Origin of the sequence: Bacillus sp. IS1 (genome assembly GCF_032461585.1) — a bacterium.
In the GTDB taxonomy this organism is placed as follows: domain Bacteria; phylum Bacillota; class Bacilli; order Bacillales; family Bacillaceae; genus Bacillus; species Bacillus velezensis.
On the sequence record NZ_JAWCWR010000001.1, the window covers coordinates 447,390 to 467,317 of the forward strand.

The following is a 19,928-nucleotide window of genomic DNA, read 5'->3' on the forward strand; positions in this document are numbered from 1 at the left end:
CAGATAATGAGTGTTTTTATCAATAAAGATACAAGAGTTATTGTACAGGGGATTACAGGTTCTACCGCTTTATTTCATACAAAGCAGATGCTGGAATACGGCACGAATATCGTTGGCGGTGTAACACCTGGAAAAGGCGGAACGGAAGCGGAAGGCGTACCGGTATTCAATACGGTCGCAGAAGCGGTTCATACAACGGGCGCTGATGCGTCAGTTATTTACGTGCCGGCTCCGTTTGCGGCGGACGCAATTATGGAAGCGGTTGACGCGGAAATTGATCTTGTCATTTGTATCACTGAGCACATTCCGGTTTTGGACATGGTGAAAGTGAAGCGCTTTATGGAAGGCAAGAAAACGAGATTAATAGGGCCGAACTGCCCGGGTGTTATTACACCTGAAGAATGCAAGATCGGCATTATGCCGGGATACATTCATAAAAAGGGCCATGTAGGCGTTGTATCCCGTTCAGGAACATTGACATACGAGGCCGTCCATCAGCTTTCAGAAGCCGGCGTAGGCCAATCTACCGCTGTAGGGATCGGCGGCGATCCGGTCAACGGCACGAACTTTATTGACGTGTTAAAAGCGTTCAATGAAGATCCTGAAACACATGCCGTCATCATGATCGGAGAAATCGGCGGCACAGCTGAAGAAGAAGCGGCTGAGTGGGTGAAAGCGAACATGACGAAGCCTGTTGTCGGCTTTATCGGCGGTAAAACCGCGCCTCCGGGAAAACGCATGGGCCACGCGGGCGCCATCATCTCCGGAGGAAAAGGCACGGCAGAAGAAAAAGTCAAAACGATGAACGCCTGCGGAATTGAAGTCGCGGAAACCCCTTCTGTAATGGGTGAAACGCTGATTAAGGTGTTAAAAGAAAAAGGCTTATTTGAAACGTGCAAAACGCACTGATCGAAGCAGGGGCAGCCGTAATGGCTGTTCCTGTTTTTGCTGAAAAAAAGAGGAGGTTGCAAGATTTGGATCAAGCATCGCGCTGTTTAATGGTCTGCAGTATTAATCAAATCATTTCCCCGTCTCTTCTATTAAAATGGTGGAAAGCTGATCACTCTCTGTCTTTTTTACCGGATCCGCATCCATTAACTGTTTTATCAGAAGGGAAAACAGCCCCGAAAGCAATTTTTCGGGAAATAGAGCGCAAGGAACCGGAACTTGATGAAGTTCTGTCCGATTACCGCCGCGAAGGCATTACTGTCATTCCGATTTCATCAAGCCGTTATCCAACATGGCTTAAAGCGATTTATGATCCGCCGGCTGTCTTGTATGCAAAAGGGAACACGCTGCTTCTTGAAAAAGGCAGAAAAATCGGGATTGTAGGAACGCGGAAACCGACGGAAGACGGAATAAAAGCGGCTGGGCATCTTTCCGCCGAACTCTCAAAAAAAGGCTGGGTCATTGTAAGCGGGCTTGCATCCGGTATAGACGGATTGTCTCATAAGGCGAGCATCAGGGCAAAAGGGCTTACGATCGGCGTGATAGCCGGCGGATTCCATCATATCTATCCCCGGGAAAATCTCCTGTTAGCAGAATACATGGCTGAACACCATCTCCTACTCTCAGAACATCCTCCTGAAACAAAGCCGAAAAAATGGCACTTTCCGATGAGAAACCGCATAATCAGCGGACTAAGTGAAGGAATTGTGGTCGTGCAGGGAAAAGAAAAAAGCGGTTCATTAATCACAGCTTACCAGGCCCTCGATCAAGGCAGAGAGGTATTTGCCGTTCCGGGTTCCATATTTAATCCATATTCCGGAGGACCTATAAAACTCATTCAAGAAGGGGCGAAAGCTGTATTATGCGCAGAGGATATTGACGGAGAGCTGACCGCCCGATGCGTTCAGTATACGGAACCCTTTTGAAATATCGTTTGACAAACGGTATTGTAATATTTAATAATAGTGAGGATTTAAAGTTGCACATTATTTTCATGTATAAAATGACGTTCATCATAAAGAATGAAATGTTGAAAGCCATAAAAAGGCAGCTCTAAAATGAATTGATACTTGAAAAGAGAGAGAACACCTCTTGAGGGGGATGAAAATGTCTGATTATCTAGTCATCGTGGAATCGCCGGCAAAGGCGAAAACGATTGAACGTTATTTAGGGAAGAAATATAAAGTCAAGGCTTCAATGGGACATGTCCGGGATCTTCCGAAAAGTCAAATGGGAGTTGACATCGAACAGAACTTTGAACCGAAATATATTACGATCCGCGGAAAAGGCCCTGTTTTAAAAGAATTAAAAACAGCGGCAAAGAAAGCAAAAAAAGTCTATCTCGCGGCCGACCCCGACAGAGAAGGGGAAGCGATTGCATGGCATCTCGCACACAGCCTTGATCTGGATCTCAGCTCGGACTGCCGGGTCGTCTTTAATGAAATAACGAAAGACGCCATTAAAGAATCATTTAAACATCCGCGCATGATTAATATGGATCTTGTCGATGCGCAGCAGGCGCGCCGCATACTAGACAGACTCGTCGGATACAAAATCAGCCCGATTCTTTGGAAAAAAGTAAAAAAAGGCCTCAGTGCGGGCCGTGTGCAATCCGTTGCGCTCCGGCTGATCATCGACCGGGAAAAGGAAATCAACGACTTTAAACCTGAAGAGTACTGGACGATTACCGGCTCATTTTTAAAGGGAAAAGAGACGTTTGAAGCCGGATTTTTCGGGAAAAGCGGCAAAAAGCTTCCTTTAAAAAGCGAAGAAGACGTAAAAGCCATCCTTGCTCAGCTGAAAGGCAATAAGTATACAGTTGACAAGGTTACGAAAAAAGAGCGCAAACGAAATCCCGCTCTGCCGTTTACAACGTCCACTCTGCAGCAGGAGGCTGCCAGGAAGCTGAATTTCAGAGCGAAGAAAACGATGATGATCGCTCAGCAATTATATGAAGGAATTGATCTCGGCAAAGAAGGGACAGTCGGGCTCATCACGTATATGAGAACGGACTCAACGCGGATTTCCAATACAGCCGTTGAAGAAGCGTCAGCTTTTATTGATCAGGCGTACGGAAAAGAGTACTTAGCGGGAAAACGGAAACCGGCAAAGAAAAATGAAAATGCTCAAGATGCCCACGAAGCGATCCGCCCGACTTCGGTGCTCAGAAAACCTGCCGACTTAAAAGCGGTGCTTGGAAGAGACCAGCTCAGATTATACAAGCTGATTTGGGAGCGCTTTGTTGCAAGCCAGATGGCGCCTGCAGTCCTAGATACGATGAGCGTCGATCTCAGCAATAACGGATTGACATTCCGGGCAAACGGAAGTAAAGTCAAATTCGCCGGCTTCATGAAAGTCTATGTAGAGGGTAAAGACGATCAGCTGGAAGAAAAAGACCGCATGCTTCCGGACCTTAAAGAGGGAGACACGGTTTTATCGAAAGATATTGAGCCTGAGCAGCACTTTACTCAGCCGCCTCCGCGTTATACAGAGGCGCGCCTGGTTAAAACACTTGAAGAACTGGGGATCGGCCGTCCTTCGACATATGCGCCGACTCTTGACACCATCCAGCGCCGCGGTTACGTGGGATTAGACAATAAACGGTTTGTGCCGACTGAGCTTGGGCAGATCGTGCTGGATCTTATCATGGAGTTTTTCCCGGAAATCATCAATGTTGAATTCACGGCTAAAATGGAAAGAGACCTTGACCATGTTGAAGATGGCCAGACAGAATGGGTTCAAATCATTGATAGCTTCTACACCGACTTCGAAAAACGCGTGAAAAAAGCGGAAGCCGAAATGAAAGAAGTGGAAATCGAACCTGAATACGCCGATGAAGATTGTGAATTATGCGGCTCCCGGATGGTTTATAAAATGGGCCGATACGGCAAATTTATGGCGTGCTCCAACTTCCCTGACTGCCGGAACACAAAACCGATTGTCAAACAAATCGGCGTAAAATGTCCTAAGTGCCATGAAGGAAACATTGTCGAACGAAAATCAAAAAAGAAACGCGTCTTTTACGGCTGTGACCGTTATCCTGAATGCGACTTCGTATCTTGGGACAAACCGATTGAACGAAAATGCCCGAAATGTGAAAATATGCTCGTAGAGAAAAAGCTTAAAAAAGGCATACAAGTCCAATGCGTCGAATGCGATTATAAGGAAGAACCACAGAAGTAGCGGTGAGCAGAGCCTTGCTCACCTTCTTTGTGTGGAAGGGACAAACAACAGGAGATGAAAAGAAATGAACCAGCAAACAGTTAATGTAATCGGAGCAGGCCTTGCCGGAAGTGAAGCGGCATGGCAGCTTGCAAAACGAGGAATTCAAGTGAAACTATATGAAATGCGGCCCGTCAGGCAGACGGCAGCCCATCATACTGATAAATTCGCCGAACTGGTATGCAGCAACTCCCTCCGTTCAAATACACTCGCCAATGCGGTAGGCGTATTAAAAGAAGAAATGCGGGCCCTTGACTCGGCAATCATTCAATCTGCTGATAAATGCTCGGTTCCGGCAGGGGGAGCGCTTGCCGTTGACCGTCATGAATTTGCGGAAAGCGTGACGGATCTCGTGAAAAACCATCCGAACGTAACGGTTCTTACTGAGGAAGTAACAGAGATTCCGGAAGGCCCGACTGTTATCGCGACCGGACCGCTTACGTCAGAATCGCTTTCACAGCAGCTGAAAGAGCTCACGGGAGAAGAGTATCTGTATTTTTATGACGCGGCGGCGCCGATTGTCGAAAAAGACAGCCTTGATATGGAGAAAGTGTACTTAAAATCCCGTTATGACAAGGGAGAAGCGGCGTACTTAAATTGCCCGATGACAGAGGAAGAGTTCGACCGTTTCTATGAAGCATTGACGACGGCTGAGACGGTACCTTTAAAAGAATTCGAGAAAGAAATCTTCTTTGAAGGCTGCATGCCGATTGAAGTCATGGCGAAAAGAGGCAAGAAAACGATGCTGTTCGGACCGATGAAACCGGTCGGACTGGAAGATCCGAAAACAGGCAAGCGCCCTTATGCAGTCGTTCAGCTCAGACAGGATGATGCGGCGGGAACGCTTTATAATATTGTAGGTTTTCAGACACATTTAAAATGGGGAGACCAAAAAGAAGTGCTTAAACTGATCCCCGGCCTTGAAAATGTTGATATCGTCAGATACGGCGTCATGCACAGAAACACATTTATCAACTCGCCGAGCCTTTTGAACCCGACATATCAATTTAAACAGCGGAACGATCTGTTTTTCGCGGGCCAAATGACCGGCGTAGAGGGTTATGTTGAATCTGCCGCTTCAGGTCTTGTAGCGGGAATCAATGCCGCCAAACTTGTGCTCGGTCAGGATCTTGTGACATTCCCGCAGGAGACGGCGATCGGAAGCATGGCTCACTACATTACGACGACAAATCAGAAGAACTTCCAGCCGATGAATGCAAACTTCGGCCTCTTAAAAGAATTGCCTGTAAAAATTAAAAACAAAAAAGAACGAAATGAAGAATACGCTAAACGCGCAATTGAGACTATTCAAACTATTTCGAAAACGATATAGCTTTTCATTGCAACTTCGATGCATTATATGATACCATTTAAAAGCCCTTCGGAGAGGGAGGTCTTCATAATGACTGAGAATGTTAACTTTTTTTTAAAGTTATTCGTTGAATATTTACAAATTGAAAAAAATTATTCACAATATACTATTGTGAATTATGTTAATTCGATTGAAGAATTTGGGATGTTTCTGCATGCTCAAAATATAAATGGAATGAAAGAAGCTGCATATCATGATGTGAGAATATTTTTGACAGAGGCTTATGAAAAAGGCCTGTCAAGAAAAACAATCAGCAAGAAAATTTCAGCTTTGAGAAGCTTCTATAAATTTTTAATGAGGGAAAAGCTTGTTGAAGAGAATCCGTTTCAGCTTGTTCATCTGCCGAAACAAGAGAAACGGATTCCGAAGTTTCTTTATGAAAAAGAACTTGAGGAACTATTCGCTGTTTCAGACAGAAGTCAGCCGTCAGGGATGCGCGATCAGGCCCTGCTTGAGCTTCTTTATGCGACCGGAATGAGGGTCAGTGAGTGCTGTACGCTTACTGTCGGCGATCTTGACCTGTTCATGGATACGGTGCTCGTTCACGGGAAAGGCAAGAAGCAGCGCTATATCCCGTTCGGCTCATATGCCCGTGATGCGCTGGAGCTGTATATCAACAGCGGAAGGCAGTGCCTGCTTGAAAAAGCAAAAGAGCCTCATGATGTGCTGTTTGTCAATCAAAGAGGCGGCCCGCTGACCGCCAGAGGAATCCGGTATATTTTAAGCGGGCTTGTAAAAAAAGCATCCGGCACTTTACATATACACCCGCATATGCTTCGGCACACGTTTGCGACTCATCTGCTGAATGAAGGGGCTGATTTAAGAAGCGTCCAGGAGCTTTTGGGCCATTCCAATCTGTCTTCTACGCAGATATACACGCATGTATCGAAGGAAATGCTGAGAAACACATATATGTCCCACCACCCGAGAGCTTTTAAAGAAAATTAAAAGGAGGCCCTTCTCATGTCATCTTTTCATGCGACAACGATTTTTGCCGTCCGGCATAACGGGAAAAGCGCTATGTCAGGAGACGGCCAGGTCACATTCGGTCAGGCTGTAGTCATGAAACATACCGCGAGAAAAGTGAGAAAGCTGTTTAACGGAAAGGTTCTGGCCGGATTTGCGGGATCTGTTGCAGACGCTTTCACACTTTTTGAAATGTTTGAGGCGAAGCTTGAAGAATACAACGGCAATTTAAAACGTGCGTCGGTTGAGCTTGCGAAAGAATGGCGCAGCGATAAAGTGCTGCGTAAGCTGGAAGCCATGCTGATTGTCATGAACCAGGATACCTTGCTTCTCGTATCGGGAACAGGTGAAGTGATTGAGCCGGATGACGGCATTTTGGCAATCGGCTCCGGCGGAAACTACGCCCTGTCAGCAGGAAGAGCGCTGAAAACCTATGCCGGAGAGAATCTGTCCGCCAAAGATATTGCAAAAGCCGCTTTAAAAATCGCGGGCGAGATTTGTGTGTACACAAACGATCAGATCATTTTGGAAGAACTTGATTAGAAAGGACTTGAGGCGCATGGAAAACAAACCGTTAACACCGAGACAAATCGTAGATCGGTTGGATCAATACATTGTAGGACAGCAGGATGCGAAAAAAGCTGTCGCCGTGGCATTAAGAAACCGCTATCGCAGAAGTCTTCTTGATGAAAAACTGAGAGACGAGATCGTTCCCAAAAACATCCTGATGATGGGCCCGACCGGGGTGGGGAAAACAGAGATCGCCAGACGGATCGCCAAGCTTACCGGTGCGCCATTTATAAAAATTGAAGCGACAAAATTTACAGAAGTCGGCTATGTAGGCAGAGATGTTGAATCAATGGTCAGAGACCTCGTTGAGACATCCGTGCGGCTCATTAAAGAAGAAAAAATCAGCGAAGTGAAAGAACAGGCTGAAGAAAATGCAAACAAACGTATAGTGCGGCTTCTCGTTCCGGGAAAGAAAAAACAAGCGGGTGTGAAAAATCCGTTTGAAATGCTTTTCGGAGGAAGCCAGGCGGCAAATGATGATGAAACCGACCAGCAGGAAGAAGCAAGCCTTGAAGAGAAAAGAAAGCGCATGGCGCATCAGCTCGCATTGGGAGAGCTCGAAGACCATTACGTCTCCGTAGAGGTGGAAGAGCAGCAGCCGTCGATGTTTGACATGCTGCAAGGCTCCGGGATGGAGCAGATGGGCATGAATATGCAGGATGCGCTGAGCAATCTGGTGCCAAAAAAGAAAAAACGCCGCAAAATGACGGTCAGAGAAGCAAGGAAGGTTCTGACCAATGAAGAGGCAGGCAAATTAATCGATATGGATGAAGTCGGCCAAGAGGCCGTGTTAAGAGCTGAAGAGGGCGGCATTATCTTTATTGACGAAATAGATAAAATCGCAAAAAACGGAGGGGCTTCTTCCTCAGCAGATGTATCGAGAGAAGGCGTTCAAAGAGATATCCTTCCGATTGTCGAAGGATCTACCGTCGTCACGAAATACGGCTCCGTCAAAACAGATCACGTGCTGTTTATCGCAGCCGGGGCATTCCATATGGCCAAACCGTCTGATCTGATTCCGGAGCTGCAGGGCCGCTTTCCGATTCGTGTAGAATTGAGCAAACTGACGGTAGATGATTTTGTGAAGATTCTCGTCGAACCCGATAACGCGCTGTTAAAACAATATCAGGCTTTATTGCAGACAGAAGGTATATCTCTTGAATTTTCTGACGAAGCTATTCGTAAGATCGCCGAAGTGGCTTATCATGTGAATCAGGATACGGACAACATCGGAGCGAGAAGGCTTCACACGATATTGGAACGTCTCTTGGAAGACCTGTCGTTTGAAGCGCCGGACGTAACGATGGAAAAAGTAGCCATCACGCCGCAATACGTTGAAGAAAAGCTCGGAACGATTGCAAACAACAAAGATCTAAGTCAATTTATATTGTGAAAATTTAATAAGAGGAATTCTAGGAGGATTATTTATCATGGCTTTACTACAAAAAACACGAATTATTAACAGCATGCTGCAGGCTGCGGCAGGCAAACCCGTAAACTTTAAAGAAATGGCTGAAACGCTTCGTGACGTCATTGATTCTAATATTTTCGTCGTCAGCCGCAGAGGAAAGCTTTTGGGCTACTCTATTAATCAGCAGATTGAAAATGACCGTATGAAAAAAATGCTTGAAGACCGCCAGTTCCCGGAAGAGTACACGAGAAATCTGTTCAATGTTCCGGAGACGTCTTCAAACCTTGATATCAACAGCGAATACACGGCGTTTCCTGTGGAAAACAGAGACCTGTTCCAAGCGGGCTTAACAACGATCGTGCCGATCATCGGCGGAGGAGAGAGACTGGGCACGCTGATTCTGTCCCGTCTGCAGGATCAATTTGAAGATGATGATCTCATTCTTGCTGAATACGGAGCAACCGTTGTAGGAATGGAGATTTTAAGAGAAAAAGCGGAAGAAATCGAAGAAGAGGCGCGAAGCAAAGCAGTTGTTCAAATGGCGATCAGTTCTCTGTCTTACAGTGAACTTGAAGCGATTGAGCATATCTTTGAAGAGCTTGACGGAAACGAAGGCTTGCTTGTGGCAAGTAAGATTGCGGACCGTGTCGGCATTACGCGTTCAGTAATCGTTAACGCGCTGAGAAAGCTGGAAAGCGCAGGCGTCATTGAATCCAGATCACTGGGAATGAAGGGGACGTACATTAAAGTTCTGAACAACAAATTCCTTATTGAATTGGAAAATCTTAAATCTCATTAAGACAAAAGCAGGGTCCCTGAAAATGGGGGTCCTGCTTTTTTTATGGACAATAGGTGAAAAGTTGCAGTTTAAAGTTGCTTATTGGAATCTGATCTGAGATAATCCATCTTGCTGTGTGAAAAAAGGAGGAAGATACAGAAATTCTGCTATTTTCAGTCTTATATTAAACAAATCCTTGTAGTACAAATATTCTAGGACTTAATACCCACATGCAAAATAGATATAATTGAGCACTTTTTTTTAGCCTAACTTCATAGACTTTAAGCCTGTTATTTCTTACAATAAGCATATGGTTTTACAATTCTCGACAAGGATTTTTAGGAGAAAAATATCTGAAATGGAGGTAAGTGGATTTGGACTTATTTTCTGGAACTATACAAAATCTTGAGAATGCCTTGGGGAGAGCGGACATTAAGCAAAAAGTCTTAACTAATAATATCGCCAATATAGATACACCGAACTATAAGGCAAAAAAAGTCTCTTTCCGAAATTTGTTAGATCAGGAAACATCCAATCTTGAGGCTGTAAAAACCGACTATCGGCACGTTGACTTTACGGGTTCGGGGGACGATTATTCTATCGTGTCCAGCAGTGATACATCGTACCAGCAAAACGGAAACAATGTCGATATCGACAAAGAAATGACAGATTTAGCCGAAAACCAAATTAATTATCAGGCTTTGGTTGAAAGAATGAGCGGCAAATTCAATTCTCTGAAAACCGTCTTGACAGGAGGAAAATAATGAGTGGCTTTCAAAGCTTAAATATTTCGGGTTCCGCTTTAACTGCACAGCGTGTCCGGATGGACGTCGTATCGTCCAACCTGGCCAATATGGATACAACGAGAGCGAAGCAGGTAAATGGCGAATGGGTGCCTTACAGAAGAAAGCTGGTATCTCTCCAATCCGGAGGCGAATCATTTTCGTCCCTTTTACATTCCAAGATGAACGGAACAGGAAGCGCGGGAAATGGCGTAAAGGTATCTGGTGTTACGGAAGACCCGTCCGCTTTTAATCTCGTTTATGATCCGGAGAATCCTGATGCGAATAAAGACGGATATGTACAAAAACCAAATGTAGATCCATTAAAGGAAATGGTGGATCTTGTCAGCAGCACGAGATCATATGAAGCAAACGTAACTGCATTAAACGCCTCCAAAGGCATGCTTTTGAAGGCTTTAGAAATCGGAAAGTAAGGTGATGTAAGTGGTTAACGCTATTACTCCTTTTCAGCTTCAACAAACCCAAAACACTCAAAACATAACGAATCAATTAAACCAAACTCAAAAAACTGATTCTTCAAACCAAACAAGCTTTTCGGAGCTTTTAAAAAACTCTATTGATTCGTTAAATGAGTCACAAGTGAAATCTGACCAAATAACGAACGAACTGGCTGCAGGAAAGGATGTAAACCTTGACGAGGTCATGATCGCTGCCCAAAAAGCAAATATTTCTCTGACGGCCGCTACCGAATTCCGCAATAAAGCCGTGGAAGCCTATCAGGAGATCATGAGAATGCAGATGTAGTGGTCAGATTGAAGAGAATGACTGGAATGACCGGGGGTTAACATGAATCGTACTCTAATGCAAATGAAAACCAAAACGGCAGCGTTTTGGAACAACAGATCAAAAACACAGAAGATACTCATGGTAAGCGGCTTGGCCGCATTCATTATTTTACTCATCGTCGTTATTATTTTTACTTCGTCTGAAAAGATGGTGCCTCTTTATAAAGATTTGTCCGCGGAAGAAGCGGGGAAGATTAAAGAAGAGCTCGATACGAAAAAGGTGTCTTCTGAACTTGCTGACGGCGGCACGGTCATTAAGGTTCCTGAGAGCCAAGTGGATTCGCTTAAAGTCCAGCTTGCCGCAGAAGGCCTGCCGAAAACGGGATCAATTGATTATTCGTTTTTCGGACAAAATGCGGGCTTCGGCCTGACGGATAATGAGTTTGACGTTTTAAAGGTTGAGGCGACTCAGACCGAATTGTCAAACCTGATAAATGAAATGGACGGTATTAAAAGCTCGAAGGTCATGATCAATATGCCGAAAGAAGCCGTGTTCGTCGGTGAAGATCAGCCGGCAGCGTCCGCTTCAATCGTTTTGCAGATGAAACCGGGCTACTCGCTTGATCAAAACCAGATCAACGGGCTGTACCATCTCGTTTCTAAAAGTGTTCCGAACTTAAAAGAAGATAATATCGTCATAATGGATCAAAATTCTACATATTATGACAAAAGTGACAGCGGTGCAGGGTCCGTTTCTGACAGTTATGCTTCTCAGCAAGGTATTAAGTCGCAGGTCGAAAAGGACGTTCAAAAACATGTTCAGTCACTGCTCGGCACAATGATGGGGCAGGATAAGGTCGTTGTTTCCGTGACGGCGGATATTGACTTCACGAAGGAAAAACGCACTGAAGACACTGTCGAACCTGTCGATAAAGATAACATGGAAGGCATAGCGGTAAGCGCCGAAAAAGTTGCGGAAACGTATAAAGGCGACGGCGCGGCCAACGGCGGCACGGCCGGAACGGGAAGCGATGATATCGCGAACAAAAATTATGCAGGTACAAATGACGGTTCAAACAGCGGGGACTACGAAAAAAGCAGCAATAAAATCAACTATGAAGTCAACCGCATTCATAAAGAAATCGCGGAAAGCCCGTATAAAGTGCGTGATTTAGGCATTCAGGTCATGGTGGAGCCGCCTAATCCGAAAAATGCCGCTTCCTTATCAGCACAGAGACAGGCTGATATACAGAAGATTTTAGGAACGGTCGTCAGAACGTCTCTTGATAAAAACGAAACGCAAAATCAAAACCTGACAGACAATGATATCAACAATAAAATCGTTGTATCCGTTCAGCCGTTTGACGGAAAAACAAGCCTGAACACAGATTCGGCACAATCTTCAGGGCTTCCGATCTGGGTATACATTACAGGCGGCGTACTGCTTGCGGCCATTATTCTGCTTATTATTCTCCTTATCAGAAAGAAACGCTCACAAGAGGATGAATACGAAGAATATGAATATGAAACACCGCCGGAGCCGGTTCGATTGCCTGATATCAACGAAGAGAAAATTGAAACGGAAGAAACAGTCAGACGAAAACAGCTTGAAAAAATGGCTAAAGAAAAACCGGAAGACTTTGCTAAATTGCTTCGAAGCTGGCTGGACGAGGATTAGGGGGAATGGAAAATGGCGAAACGTGATCAGAACAAGCTTACAGGAAAACAAAAAGCAGCCATCCTCATGATTTCCTTAGGCCTTGATGTATCAGCTTCTGTGTACAAGCATTTGTCTGAAGAAGAAATTGAAAGATTGACACTCGAGATTTCGGGAGTCAGAAGCGTCGATCATCAAAGAAAAGATGAAATCATTGAAGAATTTCATAATATCGCAATCGCTCAGGACTATATTTCACAAGGCGGTTTAAATTACGCCCGCCAAGTGCTTGAAAAAGCGCTCGGAGAAGACAAAGCGGTAAGCATTTTAAACAGGCTCACCTCTTCTTTGCAGGTAAAGCCGTTTGATTTCGCGAGAAAAGCGGAGCCCGAACAGATTTTAAATTTCATTCAGCAGGAACATCCGCAAACGATGGCGCTGATTTTATCCTACCTTGACCCGGTGCAGGCCGGACAGATTTTGTCTGAGCTGAACCCGGACGTTCAGGCTGAGGTGGCAAGAAGGATTGCGGTTATGGACAGAACGTCTCCTGAAATCATAAATGAAGTGGAGCGGGTCCTTGAACAAAAGCTGTCCTCCTCCTTTACGCAGGACTATACGCAGACCGGCGGCATAGAAGCCGTTGTTGAAGTGTTAAACGGCGTAGACAGAGGAACGGAAAAAACGATTCTTGATTCATTAGAAATCCAAGATCCTGAGTTGGCGGATGAAATCAAAAAACGGATGTTTGTCTTTGAAGATATTGTCACCCTTGATAACCGTGCGATTCAGCGCGTGATCAGAGACGTTGAAAACGACGACCTCCTGCTTTCGTTGAAGGTTGCAAGCGAGGAAGTCAAAGAAATCGTGTTCAGCAATATGTCACAGCGTATGGTTGAAACGTTTAAAGAGGAAATGGAAATTATGGGGCCTGTGCGTTTGCGTGATGTGGAAGAGGCGCAATCAAGAATCGTGGGCGTCGTCCGCAAGCTGGAAGAAGCCGGAGAAATTGTAATCGCGCGAGGCGGAGGAGACGATATTATTGTCTAATATCATTAAACAGCAATCATCATTTTCTCCTGAACAAAAACGACGCAAGCTTTCCTTGCAGGAAGTCAGGAAAACACATTCCCAGCCAGACCGGGAGGAACCCGAAAATCCAGAGGCTCTCATGGCTTTTGCCAAAGCAGAAGCCGACAGGGTGTCTGAAGAAGCGAAAAATCAATTTGAGCACACTCTTCGTCAGATTGAAGAAGAGAAACACCGCTGGGCGGAAGAAAAACAAAGATTGATAGAAGAAGCAAAGGCAGAAGGATATGAAGAAGGCATGGCATTGGGAAAAGCCGAGGCTCAAGCTGAATATGCCAATCTCATCAGCCGGGCCAATGCCGTTATGGAAATGGCGAGACAGTCAGTCGAGGAAAAACTGGAAAGCGCTGAGGAAGAAATCATTGAGCTTTCCGTTGCGCTCGCTAAAAAAGTATGGCGGCAAAAAAGTGATGATAAAGAGGCTTTCCTTCTGCTGGTCAAACAGGTAGTAGCCGAAGTAAAAGATTATGATGACATCTCCATCTATGTGGACCCTGAATATTATGAGACGGTTCATCAGCATATGGACGAAATTCAGCAGCTGTTATACAAAGAATGCAGATTAAGCTTATATGCCGATGAAAAAGCCGCGAAGGGAACGTGCTCGATAGAAACTCCGTTCGGACGTGTCGATGCAGGCATAGACACCCAGCTGATGCAATTAAAGCAAAAACTTTTAACGGCGCTTGAGGCGGGAGCGGAGCAATGAAGACACAGCATTTAATAGACTCAATTGAAACAGCGGATCCGTACAAACGCTACGGCAAGGTTAAACGGGTCATCGGGCTGATGATTGAATCAAAAGGGCCCGAAAGCTCAATCGGAGATGTTTGTCTCATTTATCCGAAAGGCCATGCGAAAAAAGCGATTAAAGCTGAGGTTGTAGGCTTCCAGGATGAAAACATTCTGTTAATGCCTTATCTGGAAGCGGCCAGCATCGCGCCGGGCAGCATTGTGGAGGCCACTGGCGAGTCGCTCCGCATCAAAGTAGGCGCGGGTTTAATCGGACAAGTTGTCGACGCGTTCGGCGAACCTCTTGACGGCCGGGCGCTTCCGAAAGGTTTGTCCCCCGTTTCGACAGAGCAGCCGCCGCCAAACCCGATGAAACGGCCGCCGATACGGGAAAAGATGGGTGTCGGCGTCAGATCGATTGACAGTCTGCTGACAGTAGGAAAAGGGCAGAGAATCGGGATTTTTGCCGGAAGCGGAGTCGGAAAAAGCACCCTGATGGGAATGATCGCGAAGCAGACTGAAGCTGATTTAAACATTATCGCACTCGTCGGTGAACGGGGGCGCGAGGTGCGTGAATTCATCGAGAAGGATTTAGGCGAAGAAGGTCTGAAACGCTCGATCGTCGTAGTCGCGACCTCTGATCAGCCTGCCTTAATGCGTTTGAAAGCGGCGTATACGGCCACCGCCATTGCAGAGTACTTCCGCGATAAAGGCCGGAATGTGATGTTCATGATGGACTCCGTCACGAGGGTCGCGATGGCTCAGCGGGAAATCGGCCTGGCAGCGGGGGAACCGCCGACAACAAAAGGATATACACCTTCTGTGTTCGCTATTTTGCCCCGTTTGCTGGAAAGAACGGGCGCGAATGAACAAGGAACGATAACCGCTTTTTATACGGTTCTCGTTGACGGAGATGATATGAACGAACCGATTGCCGATACGGTGCGCGGAATATTAGACGGGCATATCGTTCTCGATCGGGCGCTTGCCAACAAAGGGCAGTTCCCGGCCGTGAATATCCTGAAAAGCATCAGCAGGGTCATGTCTAATATTTCAGACACATCGCATATAGAGGCGGCCAACAAATTCCGCGATCTTCTGTCAACTTATCAAAACTCTGAAGATCTCATTAATATCGGAGCTTACAAAAGAGGGTCATCAAGAGAAATTGATGAAGCGATTCAGTTTTATCCGCAGCTTATTCAATTTTTAAAACAAGGAACGGAAGAACCTGCTCAATTGGAAGACAGCATTGCGGCATTGACGAGTCTGACAGGAAAAGAGGAATAAACATCGTGGCATACCAATTCAGATTTCAAAAGCTGTTGGAATTAAAAGAAAATGAAAAAGACCAAACATTGACTGAATACAGACAATCGGTTTCTGAATTTGAGACAGTGGCTGAAAAACTATATGAAAATATGAGCAAAAAAGAATTGCTCGAAAAAGACAAAGAATCAAAGCTGAAATGCGGGATGAGCGTTCAGGAAATGAGACATTATCAGCAATTCGTTTCCAATCTTGAGAACACCATCTATCATTATCAAAAGCTTGTCATCATGAAACGAAATGAAATGAATGAGAAGCAGGAACAGCTCACCGAAAAAAACATTGAAGTAAAGAAATTTGAAAAAATGCGGGAAAAACAATTTAATATGTTCGCACTTGAAGACAAAGCTGCAGAGATGAGGGAAATGGACGACATTTCAATCAAGCAGTTTATGATTCAGGGGCATTAGGAGCGAATGAAATGGCCGATAAAGAAAAGAGATCTGGAAAGTTCGGTTCAATCCTGCTTTTTATCATGATCCCGCTGATTTTTCTGATCATCGTCGCAAGCATCATCCTTTGGGCTGCCGGCGTTGATGTGATGAAGCCGATTCAGGAAACAGCCGCTAAAACGCCTGTTTTAAAAGAATTGGTTCCCGAAACGAAAGAAATGAAAAGTGCGGCGGAAAAGCAGAAGGAAGACAGAACGGCTTCTCTTGAAAAGACCATAAAGGAACAAAAAAGTGAAATTAACATTTTGAATAAAGATTTAGACACAAGCAAGTCCGAAATCGATAATCTGAATCAGAAAATCCGTTCACTGAAACAGGAAGCTGAACAGCAGCAGAAAACGAAGACGGATGAAACGAAAAAAGACGCTTCGGATTCAGCCGGAAAAGATAAAATGATCAACATCTATAAAAGTATGGACAGCGGTAAAGCGGCAAGCATTATCGTAAAGCTGAAAGAAAAAGAAGCCCTCGATATTTTAAACGGATTAAGTAAAAAGCAGCTTGCTGAAATCTTGACGAAAATGACTCCTGAACAAGCGGCTAAATATACAGAAAAACTATCCGCTGACGGAAATAAGGAGTGATGTAAGTTGAAGCTGCTTGAATTAACGGGTAATCGTACGCAGACTGCGCAAAACAGCAATGTGAAGATGAATGTAAACAGCTTAGGTCTATTTCAGAACTGGCTCCTGTCGGAAATCACTTCTCCCCGGCAGCCCGGAGATGAAACAAAAACAAGTGATGCAGAGCTGAATGATGCCCTATCGAAAATCGGTGATTGGCTTAAAGCCGGCCCGGAAGATAAAGAATTGCAGCTGAAACAGCTGCTTGAGGCGGTAAAAGCTCTTGAAGGAAAGCAGACGGCTGAAACAGCTCTTCCTTTATTGAAACAGCTTGCCGAATCTGTTGAAGACATGTTAGCGGGAAAACAGCATGGGGAGAAGCCTGAAACGGATGAACCGGATTCTTCCGCAAAAGACGGGGATTCCGTCAAGGATGCGCTTGAGAAGGGGCTGCTGTTCATTCAAGAAGCCGTATCCCAGCTCTTCACATCTCAGCAGGAACTGCCTGACAGCGCGCAGGCAAAGGCGGTTTACCAGGAAGGCGCCCGTTTATTAGAGGCATTGAAAAAACAAGGTGTCCCGGACCGCGTGATTCAAGACCTGCGGCAGACATTTTTTCCGAAAAACGAATCTGCATCTAAACTTTACTCCATGACAGCCGCTGAGCTGAAGAGCTTTCAAAGCGTCACGGAGCAGCTTGCGGGCCTTTCTCAAAAGGGGACAAAGGATTGGGATATGGCTGAAACTGAGCTGAAAGCTTTTGTGTTATCTCAATCATCTGAATCATCCCAAGAGTCAGCCGGGAAAACAGAACAGCAAAACGGCGGCACGGTTTCTCACGCAAATGCGCCTGACAGCAAATTGTCTGCACATATACTGTTTTCGGGAACGAGAAGCCTTGCCGGTATTCAGCAAACGTCCGCAGGAGCTGAACAGCAGCCGGCAGAAAATAAACCGTTAACGGATCAGGTCATCAGCGGCTGGAAACAGATGAAATACACGCCTTTCGGGAAAACAACCGGAAGCTTTACGATTCGTCTTAATCCCGAGAACCTCGGATTTGTCACAATTAAGGTGACAAACGAAAACGGGATGTTTCAAAGCAAAATAATCGCATCCAGCCAGTCTGCGAAAGAGCTGCTGGAACAGCATCTTCCTCAGCTGAAACAGTCGCTTCCGAATATGTCGGTCCAGGTCGACCGTTTTTCAGTCCCGCTTCAAAGCGGGGATCAGCAGCCTGTTTACGGACAGACGGCCGATCACAATAAACAGCAGCATCAGGGACAGAGAGAGCAGAAGAACCAGCAGCAGTCAGGCGATTTCGGAGATATGCTGGAGGAGCTTTCTCTCAATGAAATGGAGGAAGAATAGTTGACATCAGTAAACTCGGATTATGCCGCGGCGGGCGCTTCAACCACATCAAGCGCGAAGAGCACCTCCGCAGTAAACAGCAGCACGAATTTAGGGAAAGACGAATTCCTGAAGATCTTAATGACACAGGTTCAAAACCAGGACCCGCTCAATCCGGTTGATGACAAAGAATTCATCAGCCAGATGGCGACATTTTCTTCATTGGAGCAAATGATGAATATGAATACGACGATGACTAAATTTGTAGAAAATCAAGATCCGTTTACGATGTATGTGAACTGGATCGGCAAAAATGTCACATTCGGCGACAGCGACGGGAAGGATCAGACAAGCCCGGTCAATTCAGTCAAGCATTCAAACGGCAATTACGTGCTCGTGCTTGAAAATGGCAAAGAGGTCAGTCCGTGGAATGTCACGGCCGTCAGCGAAACATCTAAATAAAAAGAAACCCAGGGGGAATTTAACATGTTACGTTCATTATATTCCGGAATCAGCGGCATGAAAAACTTTCAGACAAAATTAGATGTAATCGGCAATAACATCGCCAACGTCAACACAGTGGGATTTAAGAAAAGCCGCGTTACATTTAAAGATATGATCAGCCAGACAGTCGCCGGCGGTTCAAACGTGACCAATTCAAAACAAATCGGCTTGGGTGCCGCGACTTCTTCCATTGATGTCGTTCATTCAACCGGCGCCCCGCAGGCTACACAGAATAAAACCGACCTAGCCATTGACGGAGACGGCTACTTTCAGATTAATACAGGTGCGGGAATTGTTTACACACGTGCGGGGAATTTCGGAAAGGACAATCAAGGGAACCTTGTTACGACTGACGGGTACTACCTTGAAAAAATCGGCGGCGGCAAAATCAATATTCCGACTGATGCGAAAGATTACAGCATCGGTGCAGACGGAACCGTTACATACACTGATGCAGGGGATGAGGTTCATGATGCCGGACAAATCGGTCTGGTCACGTTCCCTAACAGCGCCGGCCTGGAAAAAATCGGAGGCAACCTTTACAGAGAATCATTAAGTTCAGGAGCTGCGAGCGCAGTCACCACGCCGGGCGAAAACGGAACGGGTAAGCTTTTGGCTGGCTATCTTGAAATGTCAAACGTAGATCTGACAGATGAATTTACCGAAATGATCGTTGCTCAGCGGGGTTTCCAATCAAACTCAAAAATCATTACGACTTCAGATGAAATCCTTCAGGAGCTGGTTAATCTGAAACGGTAAGGAGGGAGGAGAGGCGGTTAGGCCGCTTCTCCGGATTGCATGATTCAAGTCACCCGTTTAAACGGCCAGCCTTTTACGCTGAACGCGCTGTTTATCGAACAGATTGAGTGCTTCCCCGACACGACGATTACACTGTCCAACGGCAAAAAGTTCGTAGTGAAAGAACCGGAAGAAGCAGTTCTCAAAAAAGTCATATCGTTTTACCATAGCATACAAATATTTTCACTGGATCAGGGAATAGAGGAAGAAGAATGAAGAAAAAATTAGTCATCATTTTGCTGATTATTTTAATTGTCATCGCCGGCCTCGGAACGGCAGCATATTTTGTCGTCAGCGGAAATTCCGGCAAAGATAAAAAGCCGACAATTGACGAAGTCGTTGCAGCCACTGTGTCTGTCGACGATATTACGACAAACTTAAAGTCTGACAGCATCATCCGTATCGGCATCAAGCTTGAAACCGACTCGGCTAAAGCGAAGGAAGAACTTGAAAAACGCGATTTTCAGGTGAAAGACAACATCATTTCCATTTTAGCCGACACAAGCGCCGGAGAGATTGAGGGAGATAAAGGAAGAGAAGCGTTTAAACAATCATTAAAAGAGAAAGTAAACAGCTATCTCCAAGAAGGAAAAGTTCAGAAAGTGTACATTACCTCCTTTAATCTGCAATAAAAACAAATTTGACAGAATACGGAGGTG

The 19,928-nt window shown here is 45.4% G+C and carries 22 protein-coding genes; all 22 read left to right on the top strand.

Features of this window, described 5'->3' with window-relative positions; translation table 11 throughout:
• The first annotated feature begins 6 nt into the window (after nt 1-6).
• Complete coding sequence (gene sucD, locus RUW00_RS02100) at nt 7-909, top strand: succinate--CoA ligase subunit alpha (protein ID WP_003154281.1); 903 nt, start codon at nt 7-9, stop codon at nt 907-909.
• A gap of 65 nt (nt 910-974) precedes the next feature.
• Nucleotides 975-1,874 carry a DNA-processing protein DprA gene (gene dprA / locus RUW00_RS02105; protein ID WP_061862189.1) on the top strand — a complete coding sequence of 300 codons (900 nt, stop codon included), beginning with the start codon at nt 975-977 and terminating at the stop codon, nt 1,872-1,874.
• A gap of 181 nt (nt 1,875-2,055) precedes the next feature.
• Entirely contained in the window at nt 2,056-4,131 is a 2,076-nt protein-coding gene (gene topA, locus RUW00_RS02110) for a type I DNA topoisomerase (protein WP_095271967.1), read from the top strand.
• 64 nt (nt 4,132-4,195) lie between these two features.
• A complete protein-coding gene (trmFO, locus tag RUW00_RS02115; RefSeq protein ID WP_160182662.1) occupies nt 4,196-5,503 on the top strand; it encodes an FADH(2)-oxidizing methylenetetrahydrofolate--tRNA-(uracil(54)-C(5))-methyltransferase TrmFO in 1,308 nt (435 codons plus the stop codon).
• Nucleotides 5,504-5,572: 69 nt separating this feature from the next.
• Nucleotides 5,573-6,490 (top strand): tyrosine recombinase XerC, encoded by a 918-nt coding sequence (xerC, locus tag RUW00_RS02120; RefSeq protein ID WP_007409774.1) that lies wholly within the window; start codon nt 5,573-5,575, stop codon nt 6,488-6,490.
• A gap of 15 nt (nt 6,491-6,505) precedes the next feature.
• Complete coding sequence (gene hslV, locus RUW00_RS02125) at nt 6,506-7,051, top strand: ATP-dependent protease subunit HslV (RefSeq protein WP_280145091.1); 546 nt, start codon at nt 6,506-6,508, stop codon at nt 7,049-7,051.
• Nucleotides 7,052-7,067: 16 nt separating this feature from the next.
• On the top strand, nt 7,068-8,471 hold the full coding sequence (hslU, locus tag RUW00_RS02130; protein ID WP_017417774.1) for an ATP-dependent protease ATPase subunit HslU: 1,404 nt from the start codon (nt 7,068-7,070) through the stop codon (nt 8,469-8,471).
• Nucleotides 8,472-8,508: 37 nt separating this feature from the next.
• On the top strand, nt 8,509-9,288 hold the full coding sequence (gene codY, locus RUW00_RS02135; RefSeq protein ID WP_003154263.1) for a GTP-sensing pleiotropic transcriptional regulator CodY: 780 nt from the start codon (nt 8,509-8,511) through the stop codon (nt 9,286-9,288).
• A 353-nt stretch (nt 9,289-9,641) separates the two neighbouring features.
• Nucleotides 9,642-10,031 (top strand): flagellar basal body rod protein FlgB, encoded by a 390-nt coding sequence (gene flgB / locus RUW00_RS02140; RefSeq protein ID WP_003154260.1) that lies wholly within the window; start codon nt 9,642-9,644, stop codon nt 10,029-10,031.
• Complete coding sequence (flgC, locus tag RUW00_RS02145) at nt 10,031-10,483, top strand: flagellar basal body rod protein FlgC (RefSeq protein ID WP_003154259.1); 453 nt, start codon at nt 10,031-10,033, stop codon at nt 10,481-10,483. Before flgB ends, flgC begins: the two co-directional genes overlap by 1 nt.
• A 10-nt stretch (nt 10,484-10,493) precedes the next feature.
• A complete protein-coding gene (gene fliE, locus RUW00_RS02150) occupies nt 10,494-10,814 on the top strand; it encodes a flagellar hook-basal body complex protein FliE (RefSeq protein WP_280145092.1) in 321 nt (106 codons plus the stop codon).
• Between the two features lie 42 nt (nt 10,815-10,856).
• A complete protein-coding gene (gene fliF / locus RUW00_RS02155; RefSeq protein WP_280145093.1) occupies nt 10,857-12,473 on the top strand; it encodes a flagellar basal-body MS-ring/collar protein FliF in 1,617 nt (538 codons plus the stop codon).
• Nucleotides 12,474-12,485: 12 nt separating this feature from the next.
• Nucleotides 12,486-13,502 carry a flagellar motor switch protein FliG gene (gene fliG / locus RUW00_RS02160; RefSeq protein ID WP_003154256.1) on the top strand — a complete coding sequence of 339 codons (1,017 nt, stop codon included), beginning with the start codon at nt 12,486-12,488 and terminating at the stop codon, nt 13,500-13,502.
• Nucleotides 13,495-14,250: a flagellar assembly protein FliH gene (gene fliH / locus RUW00_RS02165; RefSeq protein WP_017417778.1), complete on the top strand. Its 756-nt coding sequence runs from the start codon at nt 13,495-13,497 to the stop codon at nt 14,248-14,250. Before fliG ends, fliH begins: the two co-directional genes overlap by 8 nt.
• Nucleotides 14,247-15,563 carry a flagellar protein export ATPase FliI gene (gene fliI / locus RUW00_RS02170; protein ID WP_014417770.1) on the top strand — a complete coding sequence of 439 codons (1,317 nt, stop codon included), beginning with the start codon at nt 14,247-14,249 and terminating at the stop codon, nt 15,561-15,563. Before fliH ends, fliI begins: the two co-directional genes overlap by 4 nt.
• A gap of 5 nt (nt 15,564-15,568) precedes the next feature.
• A complete protein-coding gene (fliJ, locus tag RUW00_RS02175) occupies nt 15,569-16,012 on the top strand; it encodes a flagellar export protein FliJ (RefSeq protein WP_003154253.1) in 444 nt (147 codons plus the stop codon).
• Between the two features lie 11 nt (nt 16,013-16,023).
• Nucleotides 16,024-16,638 (top strand): MotE family protein, encoded by a 615-nt coding sequence (locus tag RUW00_RS02180; protein ID WP_015388236.1) that lies wholly within the window; start codon nt 16,024-16,026, stop codon nt 16,636-16,638.
• A gap of 6 nt (nt 16,639-16,644) precedes the next feature.
• A complete protein-coding gene (locus RUW00_RS02185; protein ID WP_095271975.1) occupies nt 16,645-17,988 on the top strand; it encodes a flagellar hook-length control protein FliK in 1,344 nt (447 codons plus the stop codon).
• The gene (flgD, locus tag RUW00_RS02190) at nt 17,989-18,429 is read left to right on the top strand and encodes a flagellar hook assembly protein FlgD (protein WP_095271980.1); all 441 of its coding nucleotides are present in this window, start codon (nt 17,989-17,991) and stop codon (nt 18,427-18,429) included.
• A 24-nt stretch (nt 18,430-18,453) separates the two neighbouring features.
• Nucleotides 18,454-19,230, top strand: a complete 777-nt coding sequence (gene flgG / locus RUW00_RS02195; RefSeq protein WP_007409783.1) for a flagellar basal body rod protein FlgG — start codon at nt 18,454-18,456, stop codon at nt 19,228-19,230.
• Between the two features lie 39 nt (nt 19,231-19,269).
• Nucleotides 19,270-19,485 (top strand): swarming motility protein SwrD, encoded by a 216-nt coding sequence (swrD, locus tag RUW00_RS02200; protein ID WP_003154243.1) that lies wholly within the window; start codon nt 19,270-19,272, stop codon nt 19,483-19,485.
• A complete protein-coding gene (fliL, locus tag RUW00_RS02205; RefSeq protein WP_014417773.1) occupies nt 19,482-19,901 on the top strand; it encodes a flagellar basal body-associated protein FliL in 420 nt (139 codons plus the stop codon). The genes swrD and fliL overlap by 4 nt, the downstream gene beginning before the upstream one ends.
• Nucleotides 19,902-19,928: the final 27 nt, after the last annotated feature.